Raw genomic sequence first — 22988 nt, 5'->3', positions numbered from 1 at the left:
GACCACCTGCCCCTTGCCCGACCGCTTGCTCTCGAGGATCGCCGACACGACGCCTAGCGCGAGATACAGCGAGCCGCCACCGAAATCCCCGGCCAGATTGAGCGGGATCACCGGCGGGCCGCCGGCCGTGCCGACCGAATGCAGCACACCGCTCAGCGAGATGTAGTTGATGTCGTGGCCCGGCGCCTGCGCGAGCGGGCCCTGTTGCCCCCAGCCGGTCATCCGGCCATAAACCAGCGACGGGTTCGCCGCGAGGCAGGCATCCGGCCCGAGACCGAGTTTCTCCGCGACACCGGGGCGAAACCCTTCGACCAGCGCATCGGCCTGGCCGACCAGCTTCAGGATCGCCGCAGTCGACTCCGCTTTCTTCAGGTCGAATGCGGCACTGCGCCGGCCACGGTTCAGCAAGTTGAAACGCGGGTCGCCGGGCTGGCCGCCGTCATAGCCGGGCGGGCGGTCGATCCGAATGATTTCGGCGCCGAGATCCGACAGCAGCATGCAGCAGAACGGCACGGGGCCGACGCCCCCCAGCTCCACGATCCTGATACCGGCAAGCGGCCCTTTTGCGCTGTGCATCCTGGTTGTCTCCATGAGAGTGTTTTTCAGCTTCGGCGCGCCGGGCATCGTGCGTGCGGCACGCGGACGCGATCGTGTGATTGCCGATCCCGCTACGTGATGGGTCGCGCCGCGAGGCGCCTTTCGCGAAGCGCGGGCCCGTGCGTCGCGCATTTTTCCGCCGAGCGCGCGGCCGACAGGAGATGCCAACCTCACGCGCGAATGCGCTTGCGATCCCTTCGCCGATGCCTCGATACGCACCGGTATTCGGCACACGCTTCTCGTCTCGGATCGGTATCGCGGCTCACGTGCCGGCCGGTCTCACGACATCGCCACACCCGCTACATCGCAAACGACTGCGGAATCCGCTGACCATTTCATTGTGGGATCTAGGCTACCGTCGTCGATTCCTCGATCCAATTGATCATTTTCGAAGTGCCGCCTTCCCTGCGTCGAAACGGCGGGCAACGCGCGGCACAATGGCGCTCACGCAGCGAATGATCAAACGGACGGGGACTAGCGCGCGATCAGAGGACACGACGGCCACGATCCGCAGTGCCCGCATGGCTTTCATGGAAATCGCACGTCGACGATGCCGTCGGCGACCACGCATGCGGATTTCGAAGTACGGAATCGATGCGCGTTAACCCTTGATCTCGCGAGAGGGCAGGCCGAATATCCGTCGGATTTCGCCCGGAGACCACGTGTTCCATCAGCCTCACATCGGCGCCACGCTTCATGCGCGCGTCCTGCCCCCCACCCGATTCGTCCGCCGCCACCGGCCGCCGGCGCGCACGCCCGACGGTACCGCGTCATGAAACTCACGCCTGCCCGCGCCCGCCTGTTCACGCTCAGGCATCTGCGCAGCGACCTGCTGCCGTGGGCGATCGCGTTGTCCGTCGGCATCGACTACTTCGACAACTCGATCTTTTCGTTCTTCACGAGCTATATCGCGGGCGGCATCAATGCGTCGCCGGACGAGCTGGTGTGGTCGTCGACCGCCTACGCAACCGCTTCTGTGCTCGGCATCGTGCAGCAGCAATGGCTGATCGAGCGCCTCGGCTTCCGGCGCTACCTGAGCGGCTGCCTGCTGATGTTCGCGGCCGGGTCGCTCGCCGCATCGCTCAGCGAATCGTCGATGTCGCTCGCGATGGCCCGCGGCTTCCAGGGCTATTTCATCGGACCGATGCTCGGCACCTGCCGCATCATGCTGCAAACCGGCTTCACACCCGAGGAACGCGCCCCCGCCACGCGCATCTTTCTCGTGATGATCCTGCTCGCCAGCGCGCTCGCACCGATGGCGGGCGGTTATCTCGTCGCGCACTTCGACTGGCGCGCGCTGTTCCTGTGCTCGACGGTCGGCGGGGCCGCGCTGTCGGCGTTCACCTTTCTCGTGGTGCCGCACATCGGCCGCCGCCCGATCGAGCGGCGCAGCGACACCCATCTGTGGCCTTATCTGGTGTTCGCGATCGCGCTCGGCGCACTGCAGATCGTCGCGCAACAGCTGCGCTTCGAAGTGTTCAGCACCACGCCGCTGATGCCGCTGGCCACCGTCGCGGGGCTGACCGCGCTCGGCTGGTTCGCGTGGCACCAGTGGCACGATCCGCGCCCGCTCCTTCGCGTGAATGCGCTGCGCGAAGGCCCGTTCCGGCAAGGCATCGTGCTTTACGCGTTCTATTACTTCATCAGTAATGCGATCGGTTTCCTGATCTCGCGGCTGCTGCAAAGCGGGCTCGGCTATCCGGTGGAAAATGCGGGCCGCCTCGTCGGGCTCACTTCGCTCACGGCGATTCCGATGGCCATCGCGTATTTCAAATACGCGCGCCTCATCAAGCGCAAATGGCTGATCGTGCCGGGCTTCGCGATGGCGGCCGCGATCGGCATCTGGGTGCTCAACCTGCCGCCCGACGTCAGCATGGGCTGGCTGCTGCCGCCGCTGGTGTTGCGCGGCTTTCTGCTGATGTTCATCGCGCTGCCGACCGCGAGCGCCGCGTTTCAGATTTTCTCGAACGACGAATTCACGCACGGGTACCGCTTCAAGAACGTGGTCAAACAGCTGGCCTACTCGCTGTCGACGGCGACATTCATCATCGTCGACCAGCATCGCACGGCCGTGCACCAGACGCGTCTCGTCGAGTTTGCGAATCCGTACAACCCGGTGTTCGTGAACACGCTCGACACGATGACGCACGCGTTCGAGGCGCAGGGGCTGGGTGCAGCCGAGGCGCGCGGCCTGTCGTTGGGCCAGATCGCGCACATGGTCGCGCACCAGGCCAGTTTCCTGAGCGCGCTGGACGGCTTCGAGATGATCGTGGGGCTGGCGCTGGTGGGGGGAACGATCGCGTTCGTGCAGCGGCAGATTCGGTAGTCCGGGGTTCGAAGCCGCACTTCCCGGCGCGGGTTTCCCAAGCCCGGCCAAGCCGCGCCGGTGGGTCTTTGCGCATTGCCGCAACCGTAGCCGATACCGCCACCGGCTCACAACGGACGATTGACAGCCGCCGGCAGACGGCCGACAGTTCCGGCATCGCAGGTCGATCGCGCAGGCCGGAATGCCGGGGATCGGTCGCCGCGAGCGCGAGTGCCGCGCCTGTCGCAAGCAAGGCGCCAATGGACTGCTGGCCAACAATACCGAGAGAACAGCATGCCGCTTCAGTCAAACTACCCCAACACGCTCCACTACGTCCGGCAGAATGCGCGCCGGCTGACTTATGACATCGGTTACTACCTGAGCCCGCAAAGCGACGGAGCAATCACCGTCGGCTACGAGATCGTGCAAGCGGCGCACAACGGTCGCATCAGCTGCGCTGCGACCACGCTCGACTTCCGGGGCTCGCTCGAAGAAGCGGAGCGGTACTTGATCAAGATGCTCGAAGCGATGGTCGAGGGCTTATCCGAGTCGTGGGAATCGGATCAATACAGAAACCGCAAGGAGACGGACGAGAGCGCGGTCGAGCATGCATGGCTGATACGCAGCGTCTACGGCTACTGGCCGAAATTCCACGATGCCGGGGTGCTGGCCATCACGCTGCGCCGGGTTAATGTGAACGGTGGATGGCAAACGGATATGGAACTCACGATCCGTCATGCCGGGCAAGACAATCCGGCCTGGAAGGGGCCGCAAACGCCTTGCCGGATTACGTTCCTGTTCGAGGACGTCGAGGGAAGCGAGTTCGAGACGGAAAATGTCGCGTTCCCGTCGTGGATTTACGATCTGCGGTTTTCTCACTGCGACGACGGCCGCATCCAGATCGACCTGTATCCGTCGACCGGCTTCGGGATCCTGCTCTACTGCCGTGCCGCGACCGTCATCCGCATCGAGCCGTGCGCATCAGACAACCACGGCATCTAAAAGCCGCATCGGCACCATCAGATCTCGTCGGAAAACTCGTCGAGAAAGCGCTGCAATCGATCGCGGCGAACGATCGCCATGCGCGTACCCGTGACGGTCTGGAAACCGGTTGAAAGCCGCAGCAGTTTCGTGCGGAAGTGATCGATCGCGAAACGCGTGTCGTCGAGCGCACGTTCCGATGCGTGCGGATCGACCGGGTCATACAACGCGCTGCCCATCCGGCCCGCGACATAAAAACACCGTGCGACGCCCACCATGCCGATCGCATCGAGCCGGTCGGCATCCTGCAGTATCCTGGCTTCCAGTGTCGTCGGCGCGATACAGGCCGAAAAACTGTGGGCCTCGACCGCATGCGCAACCGCATCGATCTTCGCATCCGGCCAATCCAGCGATTTCAGCACCTGCCGGGCCTTGTCCGCCGACAGCCGCGATGCCTGCGCGCGAAGCGGGGAATTTTTCTCCACCGCCACGCAGTCGTGCAGCAGTGTCGCCGCAAACAGCACCTCGGCGTCGCCGCCCTCCTTCGCCTGGATCGCGGCCGCGTTCTTCCACACGCGTTGCAGATGCGACGTGTCGTGGGAGCCATCGCCATTGGCATCGCTCCAGTGAGCGAGCAAGGCGTTGGCCAGGTCCTGAAAGGGTGCGAACGCAGGGAGAGTCATCGGGGGAAAGCAGTGGAGGTCGGGATGCCGATTATCGCCGCAAGTGCCGCGCGGCATACGATCCGCGATCCGATCCGTCCTTAATGCCGGCAGATCAAGCAAACCGTTACCTCCGGCGATACCCGGTTGGCTTATAGTGCGGGTTGCCAATTCGACGAGGAGCGCTGCAATGACACTGCTGGCCAATGGTCCGTTTGAAGTGAAGCTGAATCCGGAATCCCTGAGTCCCGTCGCGGAGCAGACCGGGCTCGGCCGCATGTCGCTGGACAAGCAGTATCACGGCGACCTGGAAGCCGTCAGCCAGGGAGAGATGCTCGCGTTTCGAAGCAGCGTCCAGGGTTCCGCCGGCTATGTGGCGATGGAAACCGTGCAAGGCGCGCTGGGCGGCCGCCACGGCAGTTTCGTCCTGCAGCACAGCTCCACCATGACGCGCGGGCAGCCGCAGCAGTCGATCACCGTCGTACCCGATTCCGGCACGGGAGAATTGCTGGGGCTCACCGGCTCGCTGATCATCACCATCGACAACGGCCAGCATTCTTACCGCTTCGACTACACGCTGCCGGAATCGCCTCGGTAAGCCGACTCACAGGGATGCGGCGACTTCATCGCGTCGCCGCGCCAGTGCGATAACGCGCCCCGGGCGGCCCGATACCCGGCACTAGCACTTCGACGAAGGCATTGCCGGGTTCGCTCATGATCGCGTGGCGGCGTTCGACCGCCGGGACGCGCTCAACTCGCTCATCGGCGAGCCGTCACACGCCGATCGCCACGCATTCAATTCCACGCATGGCGCGCCGGCCGCACGCCGTTCAGGTAGTAGTTACCGACGAGGTGATATTTCCAGCGCACCGGATCATGCAGCGTATGCGTGCGAGCGTTGCGCCAATGCCGGTCGAGGTTGTGCTCGGCCAGCGTCGACTGCGTGCCGGCCAGTTCGAACAGCTTCTCGCCCGCCAGCAGCGCGATCTCCGTCGTCAACACCTTCGCCTCGCCCACCGCCACCGACGCGCGCGCGACATCGTCCTCGGTCACGTTGCCGCTCGCCGCGATCTCGTCGAGCGTACGCGCCGCGCGCTCGAGCAGCGCCTCCGCCGCATGCAGCTGAATGTGCAGATGGCCGATCTCGCGAATCGTCAACGGATCGTCGGCCGCCCGTTCGACGCCGCTGTCGACCCACGGCCGCGTGCGCGAGCGCACGAAGGTCAGCGTATCGTCGAGCGCGGCCTTCGCGATGCCCGCGTCGATCGCGGCCTGGATGATCTGCGACAGCGGGCCGTTCAGCGTCGGCAGATCCGACACGCGCTGGGCCGGCAGCACATGCGAGGCAGGCACGCGTACGTTGTCGAGCACGACGGTGCCGCTCGCGGTGGTCCGCTGCCCGAACCCCGACCAGTCGTCGATCACGGTCAGCCCCGGCGCGGGCTGGCGAATGTACGCGAGCCACGCGTGGCGCGCGTCGTCGAGGCCGAGCACCGGCACGTAATGCGCGAACAGTGCTCCGGTCGAATAGAACTTGGTGCCGTCGACGACGTAGTCGTCGCCGTCCCGCCGCACGCGCGTCTTCAGGTCGAGCACGTGCTTCGTGCCCTTCTCCGAAAAGCCGTTGCCGAACCGCTTGCCGCTCAGCACTTCCGAAAACAAGTGGCGCTTCTGCGCGTCGGTGCCGGTCAGCGCGATCACGTCGACCAGCCCGAAATGATTCTGCGGCAACTGCCCGAGCGACGGATCGGCCGCCGCGACGATCTTCACCACCTCCGTCAGCGTCACATGCGAAACGCCCGCGCCGCCATAGGCCTTCGGCACCGTGATGGCCCACAGTCCCGACTGCGAGAACCATTCGATCTCGTCACGCGGCAGCCGGCGCTCCCGGTCGCGCTCGGCCGCGCCTTCCGCGAGCCGCTGCGCAAGGGCATGCGCGGTCGCGATGGCCTGCGCGTCGTCGGCGATCACGTGGGCCGCCTGCGGTTGCGTATCGGCCGGCCGTTCCTGGATCGTGGCGCTCGTGTCTGACATCGGGCTCTCCTGCTGATTGACGGAAACATTCAATCTAGCAGCGCACCGCACGCCGGCAAACCGAGCGATTCGCACAACGATATTCCTTCGCATGACAAGCGATACGGCACGCTGCGCGCAAGCAACCGCGCGTCAGCGGCGACATCGACGCTCCGGCATCGACGCCGCGCCGCCTCGCCCGCGTAATGCCCGATGGCGATAACGATGTACGAATCCGTTATTGGATCGTCCGCAGCGTGCTTCCTATACTGGCCTGCCGGCATCGACGGCCCCGCCTTTCAAGGACCCCGCATGACTTCGTCTCCCGCAGCAACCGAACTTTCCACCGGCACCGACTATGACGCGCTTGCCAGCCGCTTCAGGCCGATCTTCGAACGCATCGCGGCCGGCACCGCGGAACGCGAACGCCGCCGCGAGCTGCCGCACGAGGCGATCGGCTGGCTGAAGGCGGCCGGCTTCGGCGCCGTGCGGCTGCCGGTGCGCGATGGCGGCGCCGGCGCGTCGCTGCCGCAGCTGTTCCGGCTGCTGACCGAACTCGCCGCCGCCGATTCCAATCTGCCGCAGGCATTGCGCGGGCACTTCGCGTTCGTCGAAGACTGGCTGAATGCGCCGCCCGGCGCCGATCGCCAGACGTGGTTCGACCGTTTCGCGAGCGGCCAGCTCGTCGGCAATGCGTGGACGGAAACCGGCGACGTGGCGCTCGGCCAGACCATCACGAAGGTATCGGAAAAGCATGGCCGGCTCGTGCTGAACGGCCGGAAGTTCTACAGCACCGGCAGCCTGTTCGCCGACTGGATCGATGTGTTCGCGCAACGCGCGGACGACGGTAGCGACGTGATCGTCGCCGTGGCAACCGCGCAGCCCGGCGTGATCCGCGAGGACGACTGGGACGGCTTCGGCCAGACGACGACCGGCAGCGGCACCACACGCTTCGAAGATGCAGCGGTCGACGCCCGGGACGTGATCGACTTCGCGCGACGCTTCAAGTACCAGACGGCGTTCTACCAGCTCTTCCACGTCGCGACGCTGGCCGGCATCGGCCACGCGATCGTGCGCGACGCGGGCGACCTGGTGCGCCGCCGCACCCGCGTATACAGCCACGGCAACGCACCGCGCGCGGCCGACGACGCGCAGCTGCAACAGGTGATCGGCGAAATCGCGTCGTGGGCCTATGCGGCCGACGCGCTCGCGCTGCGCGCCGCGCAGCCGCTGCAACAGGCCTACGAAGCGCACTTCGGCGGCGACGCCGCGGCCGAGCACGATGCGAACGTCGCAGCCGAGATCGAATCCGCGCAAAGCCAGCTCGTCGTGTCGGAACTCGTATTGCGCGCGGCGACGCGCCTGTTCGACGCGCTCGGCGCCTCCGCGACCCGCAGCACGACGGCGCTCGATCGTCACTGGCGCAACGCGCGCACCGTGTCGTCGCACAATCCGCTCGTCTACAAGGCGCGGATCGTCGGCGACTGGGTCATCAACGGGCGCACGCCGCCGTTCGTCTGGCAGATCGGCAACGGCCCGGGGGCGAGTACAAGCACGAGCACGCATGCAGAAACAGGAGCCGCCCAATGAGCAAGACCATCCGCTTCAATGCGTTCGAGATGAACTGCGTCGGCCACCAGTCGCCCGGGCTGTGGGCCCATCCGCGCGACCGGTCGTGGCAGTACAAGGATCTCGACTACTGGACCGACCTCGCCCGCGTGCTCGAACGCGGGATTTTCGATGCGATCTTCATCGCGGACGTGATCGGCTACTACGACGTCTACAAGGGCAGCAATTACCACGCGCTGCATCAGGCCGCGCAGATCCCGGTCAACGATCCGCTGCAGCTCGCCGCGCCGATCGCGATGGCGACCGAGCATCTCGGCATCGGCATCACCGCGTCGACGACGTTCGAGCACCCGTACACATTCGCGCGCCGGCTGTCGACCGCCGACCATCACACGAAGGGCCGGCTCGCGTGGAATATCGTCACGTCCTACCTCGAAAGCGGCGCGAAGAACGTCGGCGACAACGGCCTGCGTACCCACGACGACCGCTATGCGGTCGCGGCCGAGTACGTCGAGGTGCTGTACAAGCTGTTCGAGGGCAGCTGGGAGGACGGCGCGGTGGTCCGCGATCGCGACGGCCGCGTGTTCACGCATCCGGAGAAGGTGCACGAGATCGGCCACAAGGGTCGCTTCTTCGATGTGCCCGGCTACCACCTGTGCGAACCGTCGCCGCAGCGCACGCCCGTGTTGTTCCAGGCCGGCGCGTCCGGCCCCGGCAAGGCATTCGCCGCGCAGCACGCGGAATGCGTGTTCGTCGCCGCGCCGACCCGCCCGCAGCTGGCGCGCGACGTGGCCGACGTGCGCGCGCAGGCCACGGCCGCCGGGCGCGACGCTAGCAAGGTCCTGATCTACAACCTCGTCACCGTGATCGTCGACGAAACCGACGAGAAGGCGCAGGCCAAGTTCGACGAATATCGCAAGTACGTGTCGTACGACGGGTCGCTGGTGTTCATGTCCGGTTGGACCGGCATCGACTTCGGCCAGTACGCGCCGAACGATCCCGTCCGGCGCGTCGAAACGAATGCGATCGTGTCGGCGGTCGAACACCTGGCGGGCGGCGACACCGCATGGACCATCGAGGCACTGGCGGCCTGGGGCGGTATCGGCGGCCTGGGCCCGGTGTTCGTCGGGTCGGCCGCGACCGTCGCGGACATCCTGCAGGAATGGGTCGCGGCCACCGACGTGGACGGCTTCAACCTTGCGTATGCGGTTGCGCACGAAACCTTCGAGGACGTCGTGCGTTATCTCGTCCCCGAGATGCAGCGGCGCGGCGTGTATCCGACCGGCTATGCGCCGGGCACGCTGCGCGAGAAACTGTTCGGCGGATCGGCGCGGCTGCCGGACGAACATCCGGCCGCGCAGTACCGCGACATTGAGCAGGTCAAGCGCGAGGCCGAACAGGTGGCGGCCTAAGCGTGACGGCCATGCAGCGGCTGGTTGGCCCGCCTGCGCGGGCCAACCGGCTGGCTTCACGATGAGCAGCAACCGGTGCGTCGGGCCACCACTCGCCCGACACGCCGCCGCTTGATCTCCCCGCTCCCCTCACTCGACTCCCGGTGCAGCCCCGATGCGGGTTCTGCCACCGCGCTCGGACATCGAGAGGACGAACATTGTGGTTACAGCAACGAAAACGCGCGCACTGAGCGTGCGCGCGCTGCCCCAACGATGAGCGACCTCGACCGTGTTCAAACCACGCCGTCGTCGTCGATATCACGCGCCGTCGGCTCGTAACGCACGATCAACAGGAACACGATCGGCGTAGCGGCGCTGATCGCGACAACCCAGAACATGTCCGTACCGAGCCGCGCCTGCAGGATCGGCAGCACGAACAGCGCAAGCGCCTGACCGATGCCGCACAGCGAACGCCCGAAGCCGACGCCGGTACCGCGGATCGCCACCGGATACGACAGCGTCGGGTAGATCATCATCTGCGCGCCCGGCCCGAACCCTTCCGCGAACAGCCAGGTGCCGAGCATCAACAGCACGAAGCCGATCGCGAGGGCGCCATGCGGATGCCCCGCCAGCGCGAGCGCCACGAGCGCGACGAACTGGAGCGCGAACCCCGCGATCGCGACATGACGCGACGCATGGCGATGGGCGAGGCGCATGCCCAGCAAGCCGCCGGTGAACGCAAACAGCACGTTCAGCGCCAGCGACGCGGCGATCGTTTCGAACACCCCGGCACCGAGAAACTGCGACAGGATCGACGGCAGGAAGAAAGCGATCGCCGTGTATTCGAACGGGATGCACAGGTTCATCACGCTGGCGACGATCGTGCGCCCCAGGTACGGGCGCTGGAACAGCACACGAATTCGCACGGGCGGCGGGCTCGGCGCACGCCCGGCGTCCTCCGCTTCGTGTGCATGAATCCCGTACGACTCGCGCAGAATCCGCGCGGCGTTGGCCAGGTCACCCTGGTTCGCGGCCCACAGCGGCGATTCGTTCATGAACCGGTTCCTGAACAGGATGATGACGAGCGCGGGTACCGCGCCGAAGATCAGCGACGCGCGCCACAGCCATCCCGCATGCTCCGCAGGCAGCAGGAAATACAGCCCGAAGATCAGCAGGAAGCAGACCGAGGACGCCACGTACCACATCGGGCACCACGCCGCAAGCCGCGACGCCTTGTTGCCGCGACCGTTGAACTTAGAGAATTCCGCGAGAAACGCCATCGCGACGGGCAGGTCGATGCCGACACCGAGCCCCATCACGAAGCGCGCACCGATCAGCACCCAGACGTTCGGCGCCAGCCCGGCCGCGATCGCCGCGACCACGAAAAACAGCATGTCGGCCATGAACACCTGATAGCGGCCGATCTTGTCGGTCAGCCATCCGCCGATCAGGCTGCCGAAGATCGTGCCGATCATGATCGCCGACCCGACCAGCCCGGTCAGCGCCGGCGTCAGGCCGAACTCGCGCGCCACGTCGTCGATCCCGTAGGACAGGGTCGTCAGATCGTACGCATCGAGAAAGACGCCGCCGAGCGCCAGCAGCACGATCATCCGGGCATGGCTGACCGAGCTGTCCACCGTGTTGATCAGGCGCGCGACGTCGCTGGCCGAGCGAATGGGCGAGGAAACCGGGGTGACGGCGTTCAGATCGATCGAACTCATCGCATTCCTTAGTGTTTCGCCGCATGATCGGCGATGTCCGCATGGCGCCGGAAGTCGCGCGTCTGGCATTCGCGCCCAACAGAGATCCGATGCAACCGCGATCCCTTCGCGTTCCGGCAGCAGGCATTCTGTTCTCCCGATCCGGTTATCCCAAGCGATATAAATCGATAAATTAATCGGCCCGCGTCATTAAGTTGCTCGCCGTCCGCGCTTAGCAGCGGCGTGCATGTTCAATCGCGGATTTCTTCGTTCGCGGCGCGCCGATGCTTCGTTACATTAGCCGGTCACCCTGCCTGTACGCGGCCCCTTGCCGCCCTTCCGGAGAATCCCCGATGAAGCTGTCCTGGTCCCGCGCGTGGCAATCCGCGGCCCTCGTCGTTGCCGCGTTCGCCAGTCTCGTTTCGGTGCAAGCCCGCGCGGCGACGCCCGCGGAAATCCGCGTCGACTACGCGTACTACTCACCGGAAAGCCTGGTGATCCGCCACTTCGGCTGGCTCGAGGACGAGTTCAAGGCCGATCGCACGTCGATTCGCTGGGTGCTGAGCCTGGGCAGCAATCGGGCGCTCGAATACCTGAACAGCGGCGCGGTCGATTTCGGTTCCGCCGCGGGCCTCGCGTCGGTGCTCGCGCGCGCGAACGGCAACCCGATCCATACGGTGTACGTGTTCTCCCGCCCCGAGTGGACCGCGCTGGTGGTCCGCAAGGATTCGCCGATCCGCTCGCTCGCGGACCTGAAGGGCAAGAAGATCGCCGCGACGCGCGGCACCGATCCGTTCCTGTTCACGCTTCGCGCGCTGCACACGGTCGGCCTGACCCGCGACGATGTCGAGATCGTCAACCTGCAGCATCCCGACGGGCGCACCGCACTCGCGAACGGGCAGGTCGATGCGTGGGCCGGCCTCGATCCGCACATGGCCGCGGCGCAGCTCGACGACGGCGCTCGCCTGCTCTATCGCAATGTCGCGTTCAACACCTATGGCTTCCTGAACGTCCGCGACGCGTTCGCCACCCAGTACCCGCAGGCGGTCACGCGCGTACTGAAGGTCTACGATCGCGCACGCCAATGGATCGTTGCGCATCCGGCCGATACCGCGCAGATCGTCGCCGACGAATCGAAGGTATCGCTGCCGGTGGCGAAACTGCAGCTGCAGCGCAACGACTTCAGCGATCCCGTTCCGGGTGACACCCAGCGCGCGGCGCTGAAGGCGGCGGCGCCGGTGCTGACAGCCGAACAGCTGACCAAGCCGGGCGTCGATCCCGCGAAGATCGTCGATACGCTGATCGATCCGTCATTCGCGCGCCCGCTGGTCGACGCGTCGCGCTGAGACTGCCGCCCATGACCGACACCGCTGCCCGCGACGATACGCTCGCACCCCGCCGCCCCGCCTCGTCACGCGCCGTCCGGCGCGATCCGCTTCGCAGATGGCGGATCGCGGGCCTCGCGCTGCTGTTCGCGGCGCTCGCGTTGCTGGAAGTCGTCGTGCGGCAGGGCTGGCTGCCGAGCCATCTGGTCCCGGCGCCGAGCGAGATTCTCGACACGCTCGCCCGCATGGGCGTCACGCGCGTGGCGCGCCATGTCGGCGCGAGTACGCTGCGGGTCGCGGCGGGGTTTGCGGCGGGCGCCGGACTCGCGCTCGTCGTCGGCGCGGCGATGGGCCTGAGCCGCCGGATCGACGCGCTGTTCGAGCCGACCTTCCAGGCGCTGCGCGCGATTCCGTCGCTCGCCTGGGTGCCGGTGTTGCTGCTGTGGCTCGGCATCGATGAAGCCCCGAAGATCACGCTGATCGCCATCGGCGCGTTCTTCCCGGTCCACCTCGCGGTGGTCGCGGGCATTCGCGATGTCGACCGCAAGCTCGTCGAGCTTGGCGCGGTGTACCGGCTCGGCCCGCTCGCGCTGTTCCGCCGCATCCTGTTGCCGGCCGCGCTGCCGCAGATCGTCACCGGCTTGCGCACCGGCCTCAGTCTCGCGTGGATGTTCATGGTCGCCGCGGAGCTGATCGCGGCCACGCGTGGCCTCGGCTTCCTGCTGAGCGACGGCCGGGAAACCGGGCGGCCGGATCTCGTGTTCGGTGCGATCCTGCTGCTGGCGTTGCTCGGCAAATTGACCGACGGCGCGATGGCGCGCGTCGAATCGCACTGGCTCGGCTGGCGCGACGCCTTCGATCACACGCCACGCAAGGTGTCGACATGAGCCCCCCTCCTTCTGCACACACGGCGGCGAGCACCGCTACCCCGCTGCTCGACCTGCGCATCACCCGCAAGCTTTACGGCGATCGCACGATCCTCGCCGACGTCCCGCTGCAGGTCGCGCGCGGCGAGATCGTCTGCGTGGTCGGCCCAAGCGGTTGCGGCAAGAGCACGCTGCTGCGGATCGTTGCCGGCCTCGACACGGATTTCCGCGGCAGCGTGAAGCTCGGCGGCATCGCGCTCGACGGCCCCTCGCCGCGCGCTGGCGTGATCTTCCAGGAACCACGGCTGCTGCCGTGGCTATCGATCGCCGACAACGTCGGCTTTGCGGCGGGCCCGCGAGGCGGGCGCGAGCCGTCCGTCGCACGGCTGCTCGACGAAGTCGGCCTGGCTGGCGTCGCCCGGCAACTGCCGGCCACGTTGTCGGGCGGGATGGCCCAGCGCGCCGCAATCGCGCGCGGGCTGTTCGGCGAGCCGGACCTGCTGCTGCTCGACGAACCGTTCAGCGCGGTCGATGCGATCACGCGGATGCGGTTGCAGACGCTGCTGCTCGATGTCGTCGAGCGGCACCGGACAGCCGCGATCGTCGTCACGCACGATCTGGACGAAGCGCTGTATCTCGGCGATCGCGTGTTGATGCTCGCGCCCAACCCGGGCCGCATCGATGACGAGATCCACGTCGAGGTCGCCAGGCCGCGCGATCGCCGTGACCCGACGCTGGCCGTGCTGCGCGCGCGGCTGCTGGACGCATTCCAGCAACTTCAGGATCGTGCCGACGAGACGAAGTGCCGAACACTCGACCTTCAAGCCGCTGCGGCCTGACTTCGCGCCGGCTGGTGCACGACGACCGGCGTCGCCCGGCCCCGAGTCGGCACGCGCTCAGCAGCTGGATGACGCATCCGCCATCGAATCCCAGTGCGACAGGAATCGTCGTCATATCAGAGCCCCGACAGGGTGCTCGGCGTAGCGACCGCCCGCTCACCCCGCAGGGACGCGACACGCTGCAACGTGCCGATGCACCGGCGCACTTCAACCGTGCGTATGCCGCAACTCGCCGTCGATCGTCTGCGGCAGCCTCAACAGGTTGAAGATCGGGCACACGGCCTCGACTGCTTCATGCAGTGCACGAATCGTCTCCGGCGGTTCAGGCGAGACGATATCGAGCGTGTAGCGAAGGTTGTGCGGGAACACCGGCACATGCTCGAACCCCGGTTGCTGCGCAAGCGGGTGCTGGTCGCCGGTCACCTCGACTTCGATCGAGTCGATCCTCAGGCCGCGCTCCGCGGCCTGGATCAGCGTGATGTGCGTCAGGCAACTGCCCAGCACGCCGAGTTGCAGCTCCGGCGACGCCGGCCCGAGGTTGTAGCCCGCGAAATCCGGCGGGCTGTCGCTGATCACCTGGAAATCGCGAATGCGGATCTCCCGCACGCCGCTGCGGCCCAGTGCGCGCACCGTCGCTTTCAACGGGGTGGCCTTGAGTTCCGGATTGCCGCGGGCGGCTTCTTTTTTCGCGAGCCAGGCGTCGCGTTTTTGTTGGAGATAGTCGTTCAGTGTCGTCATGTCGGGCCGGTACGGTCGCAATGACTGGCCATGCATACGGCGGCCAATCGAGAGGGATCTTCATGCTATTCCCTTCCGTGACAGCCACGAAACGATCATTCCGGCAAAGCAATTCGCGGTATGTGATGTCGCATTGCGACACGCGTGTCGGGGAATCGTCGGCGGTCCTTCATGCTCCACGAGTTATCCACAATTTCCGTGCATAACCCTGTGGAGAACCTCGCCGCAATTGCGCCGCAGCCCCTGCCGACAGGCGTCACGGCGCTACCTTCGTCGCGTCGCAGGCATTGCACGCCACCCCATCGCATCGGGTTCGGCGATCGTGCTTCACCGAGTCGGTGCATGGACCGCGTCGAGATCGGCAGTCGGGCGGTTCGCACCAGAAATGTGCCGCGTCGACATCGGGCGCGCCGCGTCGGCCACAAGCCCGGCCCGACGCGGCAGCTCCGGTCGCGAACATCGGCGCATCAGGCGACCGCCTCGTCACGCAGACGGAACTGCGCCACCGCCGCGCTCAGCCGCGAGCCTTGTTCATCGAGCGACAGCGCCGCGGCTGCGGCCTCCTCGACCAGCGCGGCATTGCGCTGCATCGTCTGCTCCATCTGGATGACCGCGGCGTTCACCTGCTCGATGCCCGACGATTGCTCCTCGAACGCACTGCTGGTGTCGTTCATGATCGTATTGACGCGCTCGACCGCCGCGACGAGCTCGGCCATCGCCGAGCCGGCCAGGGCAACGAGGCCGCTGCCGTCTTCGACACGCTGCGCGGAATGGCCGATCAGTTCGCGGATCTCCTTCGCCGCCGACGCGCAACGCTGCGCGAGCCCGCGCACCTCGGTCGCGACGACCGCGAAGCCGCGCCCCTGCTCGCCTGCGCGCGCGGCTTCGACGGCGGCGTTCAACGCAAGGATGTTGGTCTGGAACGCGATGCTCTCGATCACGCCGACGATCCCGGAGATCCGCGTCGAACTGTGCGAAATCGCCGACATCGTCTCGACGACGCGCTGCATCGCCTCACCGCCGCGCGACGCGATACCGGCCGCGCCTTCGACGTAAGTGCGGGCATCGCGCGCGTTGTCCGCGTTCTGGCGCACGGCCGCCGTCAGCTGCTCGACGCTCGCCGCCGCCTGTTGCAGCGAGACGGCCTGCTGCTCGGTGCGCGCGGACAGGTCGACGTTGCCGCTTGCGATCGTGCGGACGTCGCCGACGATCGTCTCCGTGCTCGCGCGCACCTGGTTCACGGTATCGACGAGGCCGTCCTGCATCCGCTTGAGCGCATGCAGCAGATAGGCCATCTCGTTCTCGCCGGGCACGACGACCGTTCCGGTCAGGTCGCCTTTCGAGATCTTCTCGAACTGGTCGACCGCGAGGTTGATCGGCTCGATGATCGCCTTCGCGAGCATGCGCTGCGCAAAGAAGCCGACAACGAGTGCGAAGAGCGCGACCGCCGCCATCCCCCACACGATCCGGTGGAAATGGACTCCGGCCGCCTCATAGCGCGCCTTTTCGCGCGCGACCTGGAACGATTCGAGCACATCGATCGCCTCCTGGTAGGCGACGAACAGCGCGGGCGGCGCGGTACGCTGCGTGTCGAGGAAGCCGAAACCATCGTCGCCGTCGAGTTGCGAAAGCGCCTTCACGAACACGCCGTCGAGCAACGCCCGACGGCGATTCTGCAGCGTGTCGAACAGCGCCTGTTCGTCGGCGTTGCGCGCGTGCAGGCCCGCATAGGCGTCCAGTTCGTCGTTGCTCTGCTTGAGGAGCGTGCGGAGTTTCGCGATCTCTTCCTTGCCCGAGCGGCCGGCGCTGATGATCTGCGCGACGTCGCTCATGCGTTCGCGCAGCACGAGCATCCGCTCGGAGCTGGTCTTCAGGTGCAGCAGCGACGCGGTGTCGTCGCGGTACATCGCCTCGAGCGAAGCGTTGCCCATGTAGAGGGCCGCGATGCATGCGCCGACCACCAGTACGAGCAGCACGGTGTAGCCGGCGATGGTCGCGACGAGACCACCACGGATAGTGAGTTGTTTTCGCATGACGTTCCCTTGCGCCGGCCGGGCGCGGCCAACGACGGATGTGGATTCCGGATCACGAAAGACGCACGCCGCGTCACAACGCGGGGCGCATGGGCTGCGAACGGGTTAACGGCGGCGGGAACGGGGAGGTTTTATCTGCACGCGACGTGAATCTTGACGATTGCGACAGGTGTCGGTCGCCCCGCGCCTGTTTCGGGCTTGCAATCCGCGACCGGCTCCTGCGTGGTCGGGCTCAGGACGTGCAGCGATGCAAGCATTGAAGGCGGAAACTTCCTGAAGCGGGCCTTGACATCAGGAGCGACGGCGTCCGATGCGACTGGCTTTCCCGATGCGTCTATCGGGTGGGCCACGATCAAACTGAAGCGTGGCCCCCGGTGCTTCGCGCATCGGATGAGGGCCGATCGCGGCGCGCTGGTGAATCCCTCGAATTTCATTTTCGATCATTGTTCTGTATGCCGAAAATTTTCCGGAGCGCGTCTCGATCAGTCATCCGCGGCAATTTTTATTGCCTGAATCTCCTATGAATAGAATGGCCTGCATATATCAGACGATGCATTAACAGGCAGCACCAGAGCGATCAACACGCTATACCTTTGACGACGCTTGATAAATCAATACTGGATACACTCATGCGGCACTATTCAATAAATCCGGGAAATTCAGCACTGATTCCGTCATTCCGATTTATTGCAGACTGACTACACGTGACGCAACAAAGACTTTCTCACACACGTAAACAATCGAGCTTCTTTTCATTTCATTCAATAATCGACGACGCGTGCAACTGATATTTGCGTGATTCACGGTTCAACGCATCCGTCGACGAATCGGATAGCCCCGTACATCGCCGGATGCCCCGCAATGGGGTGGCATCGAAAACTGCATGCCTGGCTGCGGTTTCCCCTGTTTTTCGCCAATTCACCGCGAATCATCCCGAGTTCGCCCATTCCCGGCTCGACGTTGCGCCGGCAACAGCGGCCGACCCTCTCGCCACTGCCCGCCCTCACTACAACGCCGATTAATTCTGAAATTGCATCAATCCCGAGAAACGCGCCGCGCGCGCCACTGCTTCAAAAGAAAAGTCTCGGCACAATGCCGTCGCATGCAGGCGGTCGATGCTCGCGAATCCATCGCTGGCCAGCCGCATCGCCGACCGGATCGATTCGTCGATATCGCGCGCAGCCCGTTACACACGTCCGGCTCTCGAACAAGGACGTGCCCCACCCCGGTTCCAACATGGCTCAGACATCCACTCACCATCCGCCCCTGGCTGGCGGCCAACTCGTCGTCGCGACTTTCGTGGTGGCGCTCGCCACGTTCATGACCGTCCTCGATACGTCGATCGCCAACGTCGCGATTCCCAACCTGTCCGGCAATCTCGGCGTATCGGTCGACGAGGGCACGTGGGTCATCACGATGTTCGCCGCCGCCAACGCGGTGTCGATTCCGTTGACCGGCTGGCTTACGCAACGCATCGGCCAGATCCGGTTGTTCGTCGGCTCGATCCTGCTGTTCGTGTTCGCGTCGTGGCTGTGCGGCATCGCGCCGACGCTGCCCTTCCTGCTGGCCGCGCGCATCCTCCAGGGCGTGGTGGCCGGCCCGCTGATTCCACTGTCGCAATCGGTCCTGCTCAGCTCGTATCCGCGAGCAAAGTCCGGCACCGCACTGGCGCTGTGGGCCATGACCGCGACCGTCGGCCCGATCGCCGGCCCGCTGCTGGGCGGCTGGATCACGGACAGCTACAGCTGGTCGTGGATCTTCTACGTCAACATCCCGGTCGGCCTCTTCGCGGCCAGCGTGATCTGGGCGATCTATCGCAACCGGGAAACGGAGACCCGCAAACTGCCGATCGACGTCGTCGGCCTGGTGCTCCTGATCGCGTGGGTCGCCACGCTGCAGATCATGCTCGACAAGGGGCGCGACCTCGACTGGTTCTCGTCGCCCGTCATCATCGGGCTGACCATCGCTGCGCTGATCAGCTTCGCGTTGTTCCTGATCTGGGAATTGACCGAAGCGAACCCGATCGTCGATTTGCGATTGTTCACCCAACGCAACTTCCTCGGTGGCACGATCGCGATCTCGGTATCGTATGCACTCTACTTCGGCAACCTGGTGCTGCTGCCGCAGTGGATGCAGGAAGACCTCGGCTATCGCGCCTTCGACGCCGGGCTCGTCACCGCGCCGGTCGGCATTTTCACCGTGCTGCTGTCGCCGTTCATGGGACGCGTGCTGAAAGCGGTCGATGCCCGCATCATCGCCACGCTGTCGTTCATCGGGTTTGCCGGCGTGTTCTACATGCGCGTGATGTACGTGACCGACATCGACACGTGGCATCTCGTGATTCCGACGCTGCTGCAAGGCATTCCGGCCGTGCTGTGGTTCGTTCCGCTGATCGCGATCATCCTGTCGGGATTGCCGCCGGAACGCATCCCCGCAGCGGCGGGCCTGTCGAATTTCGTCCGCATTTTTTGCGGGGCCGCGGGCACGTCCATTGCCGGCACGGTATGGAACAACCGAACGATCATGCACCACGCGCATCTGACCGAGCAGGCCAACGTCGGCAACCCGATCTTCAATCGGCAGATCGACGCGCTGCAGTCGTCGCTGCATCTCGACATGTCGTCCGCGCATGCGCTGTTCAATTCGCTCGTCGATGGCCAGGCCGCCATTCTCGGGCTCGACGATTTCTTCTATGCGTCGACGTTCATCTTTATCTGCATCATCCCGCTGATCTGGATCACCCGGCCGCTGAAGGGCGAATCGTCCGACGCTGCATCGGGCGCGCACTGACGCGTCCGGCGCAATCGGAACGCCGTCGGCGCCCCGGTATCGGGTGCGTCGACGGAGCGTTCGGGACAGTGGCGGTGATTGCGACGCTTCGTCAGCTCGATGCGCAACGCATGACGAGGCTGCCGCTCGTCGCCAGTCTCGTGTCGCCGCCTTCACGCATGCTTGACGCGATCTTGCCGCACACCACGTGGAGCAACACGTCGACGAGATCGACCCGCACTCGCTTCCGAGCATGCAGCATGTCTGCCATCTCAAGCAGTGCAGACGATCATTCGGGAGAATCTCTGCGAACCTTGGGCGAGAAACGACGCATCCTGAATGCCCGACACACCGTGACTGGTACCTAGCCGCCGCTGGCCAGCCTTGAACGGATCTCGTCGGGCGAGAGATCGCGCCGATGCGTGGCGATCTGCCATACATTTCCCCACGGATCCCTCACCATCGCCCGCCTGTCGCCGTACGGCAGGTCGGCCGGCGCTTCGAGCAGGGTCGCATGCGCTGCAAGCGCCCGCTGACAGGTCAGATCGGCATCCTCGACATAGACGTACAGAAACGCGACCATCGGATCGCGCAGGCCGTCTTCCCCGCTGATCATCACGACCGAATCGCCGATCCTGATTTCCGCAGGCAATCCGGGGCGGTACTCGCCCTGCGCGTGAAATACCGTTCGAATGAATTCGATCAGGCCTGGCGGATCGGGCACGACGATTCGGGGCGTGACGGTATGCCATCCGTCGGGCTGGAATTTGACCATGTCGGGCAGCCTCCGAAGAGATATCCGGGGTATTGTCCTCCCGGCACCGGAGGTCTGCAAAGGATCGACTACGGCTGGCACGCGGGGTTTTACGCGGCCCTCAGAGAATCTCGACTTCGACAAACACCACTTCGTGGTCCGTCGCGTTGACGACGTTGTGTTCGACGCCCTTCGGCCCCGCATAGCTGCGCCCGGCGTGCAGTTGCGACTCACGGTTGCCTTGTGCGGTTTCGAGCAGAAGCTGCCCGTCGGTTTGCGGCACGACGACATAGTCATGCTGATGAACATGCCAGCCGGTCTCGGCGCCCGGTGCAAATCGCCATTCGGTGACGATCACGCGCTCGTTCGCTACCTGCTGCGTCGGGACAGCTTTCGGACGGTGTTGCATCGTATGTCTCCCACATTATCGGGTGGCTTGGCGGCACCCCACCGGATGCCGCGATTCTGACGGCTCGCGATGCTCGCCGCCCATTCTAAAGACGAAGCGCATCGTTCGGCACCTTCAGATGGCTTGTGTTTTCCGGGGCATCTGTTTTCGCCGAACGCAGTGCACACCGGTCGGTGCCGCTACTTCTTCGCGATCCGGTACTGGCAGATGAGACGCCCGTCTCGCAGGCAATGGTCCGTGACCGTGCGCCCCGTCGCCTCGGAAAAGTAGGCGGCGATGGCGCGACACACGCAGGGCGTTTCGCGCACGGCGCTCGCGACCGGGCAGCTGTAATTGCGGACCATGATCGCATTGCCGTCGGGGACCGCTTCGGTGTGTGCGCCCAGTGCGTCGACGACGGCCATCGCCCCGGCCAGGTTCGTGTCGAAGTCGTCCGACGCCGGCAGGCCGTTCTCGCGCGCCAGGCGCCGGCCCGTTTCAACGAGCACCTTTTCGAGCTGGCGTTCGTCGAGATGCGCCTGAAGCGTGGCGAGCAGTGCCAGCAGAAACGCCGGATACGCGCTCGATGCCGCGTCCTCGCTGCCCGGCGCAGCCTCGTAAAGCACGGCCGGCTTGCCCGGTGTCCCGGTCTGCACCGGCTTGTGCCGGCGCACGAGCCCCTCCGCTTCGAGCTGCTTCAACTGCATGTTGATCGCCGTGCGCGTCACATTGAGCGATTCGCAGAGCTGCACGACGGTCAGCGGTTCTCGTTGCAGCGCGCGTAGGACGTCGTTCTTGGTAGTCACGGGAAAAGGGTTCGGATCGGCGGGTGAGCGGTCGATTATAGCCTCGCGCCGGAAGGGCTCGACCGGACCATATTAACAATAACGACACATCTATTTGTCATTATTGTCGATATGCACTAGACTCGTGTTGCCGTCCCCGTCCCCAACCCACTGAAGAGTTCCGATCATGAGACGATCCGCGTCCCATCTTTCCTGGGCGTTCCTGCTTGGCCTCGCGGCCACGCAGGCAGCGTCCGCCCAAACGCCGGCGCCCTCCGCCGGCCAGAAGTCGTCCCCGACGCAATTGGTCGATGCGCTGAATGGCGTGTTTGGCCGGCATCCCGGCGCGCGCGCCGTGCATGCCAAGGGCATCGTGCTCGAAGGGTCGTTTACGCCGAGTGCCGCGGCGCCCGGCATCAGCAAGGCGCCGCACTTCCAGGCCGCCGTCCCGGTGATCGTCCGATTCTCCGACTTTGCCGGCATTCCCGATATCGCGGACAACCATCCGCTCGCGTCGCCGCGCGGCTTCGCGATCAAGTTCAAGCTGCCGAACGGCAGCGATACCGATATCGTTGCGCATTCGTTTAACGGGTTTCCGTCGCCGACGGCCGACGACTTTCGCGATCTGCTGATCGCGATCGGCACGAGTGGCCCGAATGCGGCCAAGCCGACGCCGCTGGATACCTATCTGGCAAGCCACCCGGTCGCGAAGGCGTTTCTCACCGCGCCGAAGCCGTTCCCGGCCAGCTATGCGACGCTGCCGTACTTCGGCGTCAACACGTTCCGCTTCATCGACGCGAAAGGCGCCGTGACCTACGGGCGCTATCAGATGCTGCCGGTCGACGGCGAGCACTATGTATCGGATGCGGAGGCCGCCAAGGTGGCGCCCGACCATCTGCAAGCGGAAATCCGCCAACGCGTCGCGCAGGCGCCGATTCGGTTCCGCCTCGTCCTGCAGATCGCCCAGCCCGGCGACAAGCTCGACGATCCCTCCATCGTATGGTCGAACACCCATCGCACCGTGGAGCTCGGCACGATCTCGATCACGAAAGCGGTAGCCGACAATGCGGCGGCACAGCGCCGTCTGCTGTTCCTGCCCAACGCACTGCCGGCCGGTATCGAGGCGGAAGATCCGATGATCAATGCGCGTTCGGCCGCCTATCCGGTATCGTTCGCGCGCCGCCAGCAGTAAGTGCGACGATCGTTCCGGCCAACCTCTATGCCATTAACTCAGTAGTCCGTATGAAGAACGGCATGCCACCGCTGAAAGAAG

At 65.4% G+C, this 22988-nt stretch carries 20 protein-coding genes; 10 read left to right on the top strand and 10 right to left on the bottom strand.

Features of this window, described 5'->3' with window-relative positions; genetic code table 11:
* The coding region (locus tag G3O00_RS14420; protein WP_206143366.1) for a CaiB/BaiF CoA-transferase family protein at positions 1–576 on the bottom strand (576 nt) is incomplete at its 3' end.
* 793 nt (positions 577–1369) lie between these two features.
* Between G3O00_RS14420 and G3O00_RS14415 the strand changes: the two genes are divergently transcribed.
* The gene (locus tag G3O00_RS14415; protein WP_011350182.1) at positions 1370–2923 is read left to right on the top strand and encodes an MFS transporter; all 1554 of its coding nucleotides are present in this window, start codon (positions 1370–1372) and stop codon (positions 2921–2923) included.
* Positions 2924–3196: 273 nt separating this feature from the next.
* Positions 3197–3904: an Imm50 family immunity protein gene (locus G3O00_RS14410; RefSeq protein ID WP_174929100.1), complete on the top strand. Its 708-nt coding sequence runs from the start codon at positions 3197–3199 to the stop codon at positions 3902–3904.
* Between the two features lie 17 nt (positions 3905–3921).
* Here the strand turns inward: G3O00_RS14410 and G3O00_RS14405 are convergent, their stop codons facing one another.
* Positions 3922–4566, bottom strand: coding sequence for an HD domain-containing protein (locus G3O00_RS14405; RefSeq protein WP_206143368.1), 645 nt, complete (start codon positions 4564–4566; stop codon positions 3922–3924).
* A gap of 169 nt (positions 4567–4735) precedes the next feature.
* Here G3O00_RS14405 and G3O00_RS14400 point away from each other — a divergent pair, with 169 nt between their 5' ends.
* Positions 4736–5143, top strand: a complete 408-nt coding sequence (locus G3O00_RS14400; RefSeq protein WP_011350185.1) for a DUF3224 domain-containing protein — start codon at positions 4736–4738, stop codon at positions 5141–5143.
* 197 nt (positions 5144–5340) lie between these two features.
* On the opposite strand, the gene G3O00_RS14395 is transcribed toward G3O00_RS14400, so the two are convergent.
* On the bottom strand, positions 5341–6579 hold the full coding sequence (locus G3O00_RS14395) for an SfnB family sulfur acquisition oxidoreductase (RefSeq protein ID WP_206143365.1): 1239 nt from the start codon (positions 6577–6579) through the stop codon (positions 5341–5343).
* A gap of 291 nt (positions 6580–6870) precedes the next feature.
* Between G3O00_RS14395 and G3O00_RS14390 the strand changes: the two genes are divergently transcribed.
* Positions 6871–8148, top strand: coding sequence for an acyl-CoA dehydrogenase family protein (locus tag G3O00_RS14390; RefSeq protein ID WP_206143364.1), 1278 nt, complete (start codon positions 6871–6873; stop codon positions 8146–8148).
* Positions 8145–9539, top strand: coding sequence for an LLM class flavin-dependent oxidoreductase (locus G3O00_RS14385; RefSeq protein ID WP_206143363.1), 1395 nt, complete (start codon positions 8145–8147; stop codon positions 9537–9539). Before G3O00_RS14390 ends, G3O00_RS14385 begins: the two co-directional genes overlap by 4 nt.
* A gap of 272 nt (positions 9540–9811) precedes the next feature.
* Here the strand turns inward: G3O00_RS14385 and G3O00_RS14380 are convergent, their stop codons facing one another.
* Entirely contained in the window at positions 9812–11239 is a 1428-nt protein-coding gene (locus tag G3O00_RS14380; RefSeq protein ID WP_206143362.1) for an MFS transporter, read from the bottom strand.
* Positions 11240–11571: 332 nt separating this feature from the next.
* On the opposite strand from G3O00_RS14380, the gene G3O00_RS14375 reads away from it, so the two are divergent.
* Genes G3O00_RS14375 through G3O00_RS14365 form a run of 3 tightly spaced genes read left to right on the top strand, consistent with a single transcriptional unit; the run spans position 11572 to position 14248 of the window.
* Positions 11572–12564: an aliphatic sulfonate ABC transporter substrate-binding protein gene (locus tag G3O00_RS14375; RefSeq protein ID WP_206143361.1), complete on the top strand. Its 993-nt coding sequence runs from the start codon at positions 11572–11574 to the stop codon at positions 12562–12564.
* 11 nt (positions 12565–12575) lie between these two features.
* Positions 12576–13430, top strand: coding sequence for an ABC transporter permease (locus tag G3O00_RS14370; protein ID WP_206143360.1), 855 nt, complete (start codon positions 12576–12578; stop codon positions 13428–13430).
* Positions 13427–14248 (top strand): ABC transporter ATP-binding protein, encoded by an 822-nt coding sequence (locus tag G3O00_RS14365; protein ID WP_206143359.1) that lies wholly within the window; start codon positions 13427–13429, stop codon positions 14246–14248. The genes G3O00_RS14370 and G3O00_RS14365 overlap by 4 nt, the downstream gene beginning before the upstream one ends.
* A gap of 207 nt (positions 14249–14455) precedes the next feature.
* Here G3O00_RS14365 and G3O00_RS14360 read toward each other — a convergent pair whose 3' ends face one another.
* Both G3O00_RS14360 and G3O00_RS14355 read right to left on the bottom strand, forming a co-directional pair.
* A complete protein-coding gene (locus G3O00_RS14360) occupies positions 14456–14986 on the bottom strand; it encodes an OsmC family protein (RefSeq protein ID WP_206143358.1) in 531 nt (176 codons plus the stop codon).
* Between the two features lie 467 nt (positions 14987–15453).
* Positions 15454–17019, bottom strand: coding sequence for a methyl-accepting chemotaxis protein (locus tag G3O00_RS14355; RefSeq protein WP_206143357.1), 1566 nt, complete (start codon positions 17017–17019; stop codon positions 15454–15456).
* A gap of 1236 nt (positions 17020–18255) precedes the next feature.
* On the opposite strand from G3O00_RS14355, the gene G3O00_RS14350 reads away from it, so the two are divergent.
* Positions 18256–19809 carry a DHA2 family efflux MFS transporter permease subunit gene (locus G3O00_RS14350; RefSeq protein ID WP_011350196.1) on the top strand — a complete coding sequence of 518 codons (1554 nt, stop codon included), beginning with the start codon at positions 18256–18258 and terminating at the stop codon, positions 19807–19809.
* A gap of 91 nt (positions 19810–19900) precedes the next feature.
* Here the strand turns inward: G3O00_RS14350 and G3O00_RS14345 are convergent, their stop codons facing one another.
* The 4 genes from G3O00_RS14345 to G3O00_RS14330 all read right to left on the bottom strand — a co-directional run bounded on the left by G3O00_RS14345 (position 19901) and on the right by G3O00_RS14330 (position 21772).
* A complete protein-coding gene (locus G3O00_RS14345; RefSeq protein WP_206143356.1) occupies positions 19901–20050 on the bottom strand; it encodes a hypothetical protein in 150 nt (49 codons plus the stop codon).
* Between the two features lie 102 nt (positions 20051–20152).
* Positions 20153–20644, bottom strand: coding sequence for a VOC family protein (locus G3O00_RS14340; RefSeq protein ID WP_346778976.1), 492 nt, complete (start codon positions 20642–20644; stop codon positions 20153–20155).
* A gap of 19 nt (positions 20645–20663) precedes the next feature.
* Complete coding sequence (locus G3O00_RS14335) at positions 20664–20951, bottom strand: cupin domain-containing protein (RefSeq protein ID WP_011350198.1); 288 nt, start codon at positions 20949–20951, stop codon at positions 20664–20666.
* A gap of 179 nt (positions 20952–21130) precedes the next feature.
* Complete coding sequence (locus G3O00_RS14330; RefSeq protein ID WP_341459754.1) at positions 21131–21772, bottom strand: MarR family transcriptional regulator; 642 nt, start codon at positions 21770–21772, stop codon at positions 21131–21133.
* A 130-nt stretch (positions 21773–21902) separates the two neighbouring features.
* Here G3O00_RS14330 and G3O00_RS14325 point away from each other — a divergent pair, with 130 nt between their 5' ends.
* Positions 21903–22907 carry a catalase family peroxidase gene (locus tag G3O00_RS14325; protein ID WP_206143355.1) on the top strand — a complete coding sequence of 335 codons (1005 nt, stop codon included), beginning with the start codon at positions 21903–21905 and terminating at the stop codon, positions 22905–22907.
* Positions 22908–22988: the final 81 nt, after the last annotated feature.

It is taken from the genome of Burkholderia sp. Ac-20384, assembly GCF_017104605.1.
Taxonomy (GTDB): domain Bacteria; phylum Pseudomonadota; class Gammaproteobacteria; order Burkholderiales; family Burkholderiaceae; genus Burkholderia; species Burkholderia lata.
The sequence above is the reverse complement of the archived record's forward strand: the minus strand, read 5'-3'. Positions and strand labels throughout refer to the sequence as shown.

Excerpts from the sequence above, each read along its gene's own strand:
- G3O00_RS14365 (WP_206143359.1), top strand. The coding sequence starts at position 13,427 with ATGAGCCCCCCTCCTTCTGCACACACGGCGGCGAGCACCGCTACCCCG.
- G3O00_RS14375 (WP_206143361.1), top strand. The coding sequence starts at position 11,572 with ATGAAGCTGTCCTGGTCCCGCGCGTGGCAATCCGCGGCCCTCGTCGTT.
- G3O00_RS14380 (WP_206143362.1), bottom strand. The coding sequence starts at position 11,239 with ATGAGTTCGATCGATCTGAACGCCGTCACCCCGGTTTCCTCGCCCATT.
- G3O00_RS14410 (WP_174929100.1), top strand. The coding sequence starts at position 3,197 with ATGCCGCTTCAGTCAAACTACCCCAACACGCTCCACTACGTCCGGCAG.
- G3O00_RS14355 (WP_206143357.1), bottom strand. The coding sequence starts at position 17,019 with ATGCGAAAACAACTCACTATCCGTGGTGGTCTCGTCGCGACCATCGCC.
- G3O00_RS14385 (WP_206143363.1), top strand. The coding sequence starts at position 8,145 with ATGAGCAAGACCATCCGCTTCAATGCGTTCGAGATGAACTGCGTCGGC.
- G3O00_RS14370 (WP_206143360.1), top strand. The coding sequence starts at position 12,576 with ATGACCGACACCGCTGCCCGCGACGATACGCTCGCACCCCGCCGCCCC.
- G3O00_RS14335 (WP_011350198.1), bottom strand. The coding sequence starts at position 20,951 with ATGCAACACCGTCCGAAAGCTGTCCCGACGCAGCAGGTAGCGAACGAG.
- G3O00_RS14415 (WP_011350182.1), top strand. The coding sequence starts at position 1,370 with ATGAAACTCACGCCTGCCCGCGCCCGCCTGTTCACGCTCAGGCATCTG.
- G3O00_RS14390 (WP_206143364.1), top strand. The coding sequence starts at position 6,871 with ATGACTTCGTCTCCCGCAGCAACCGAACTTTCCACCGGCACCGACTAT.
- G3O00_RS14350 (WP_011350196.1), top strand. The coding sequence starts at position 18,256 with ATGGCTCAGACATCCACTCACCATCCGCCCCTGGCTGGCGGCCAACTC.
- G3O00_RS14405 (WP_206143368.1), bottom strand. The coding sequence starts at position 4,566 with ATGACTCTCCCTGCGTTCGCACCCTTTCAGGACCTGGCCAACGCCTTG.
- G3O00_RS14360 (WP_206143358.1), bottom strand. The coding sequence starts at position 14,986 with ATGACGACACTGAACGACTATCTCCAACAAAAACGCGACGCCTGGCTC.
- G3O00_RS14400 (WP_011350185.1), top strand. The coding sequence starts at position 4,736 with ATGACACTGCTGGCCAATGGTCCGTTTGAAGTGAAGCTGAATCCGGAA.
- G3O00_RS14345 (WP_206143356.1), bottom strand. The coding sequence starts at position 20,050 with ATGCTGCATGCTCGGAAGCGAGTGCGGGTCGATCTCGTCGACGTGTTG.
- G3O00_RS14325 (WP_206143355.1), top strand. The coding sequence starts at position 21,903 with ATGAGACGATCCGCGTCCCATCTTTCCTGGGCGTTCCTGCTTGGCCTC.
- G3O00_RS14395 (WP_206143365.1), bottom strand. The coding sequence starts at position 6,579 with ATGTCAGACACGAGCGCCACGATCCAGGAACGGCCGGCCGATACGCAA.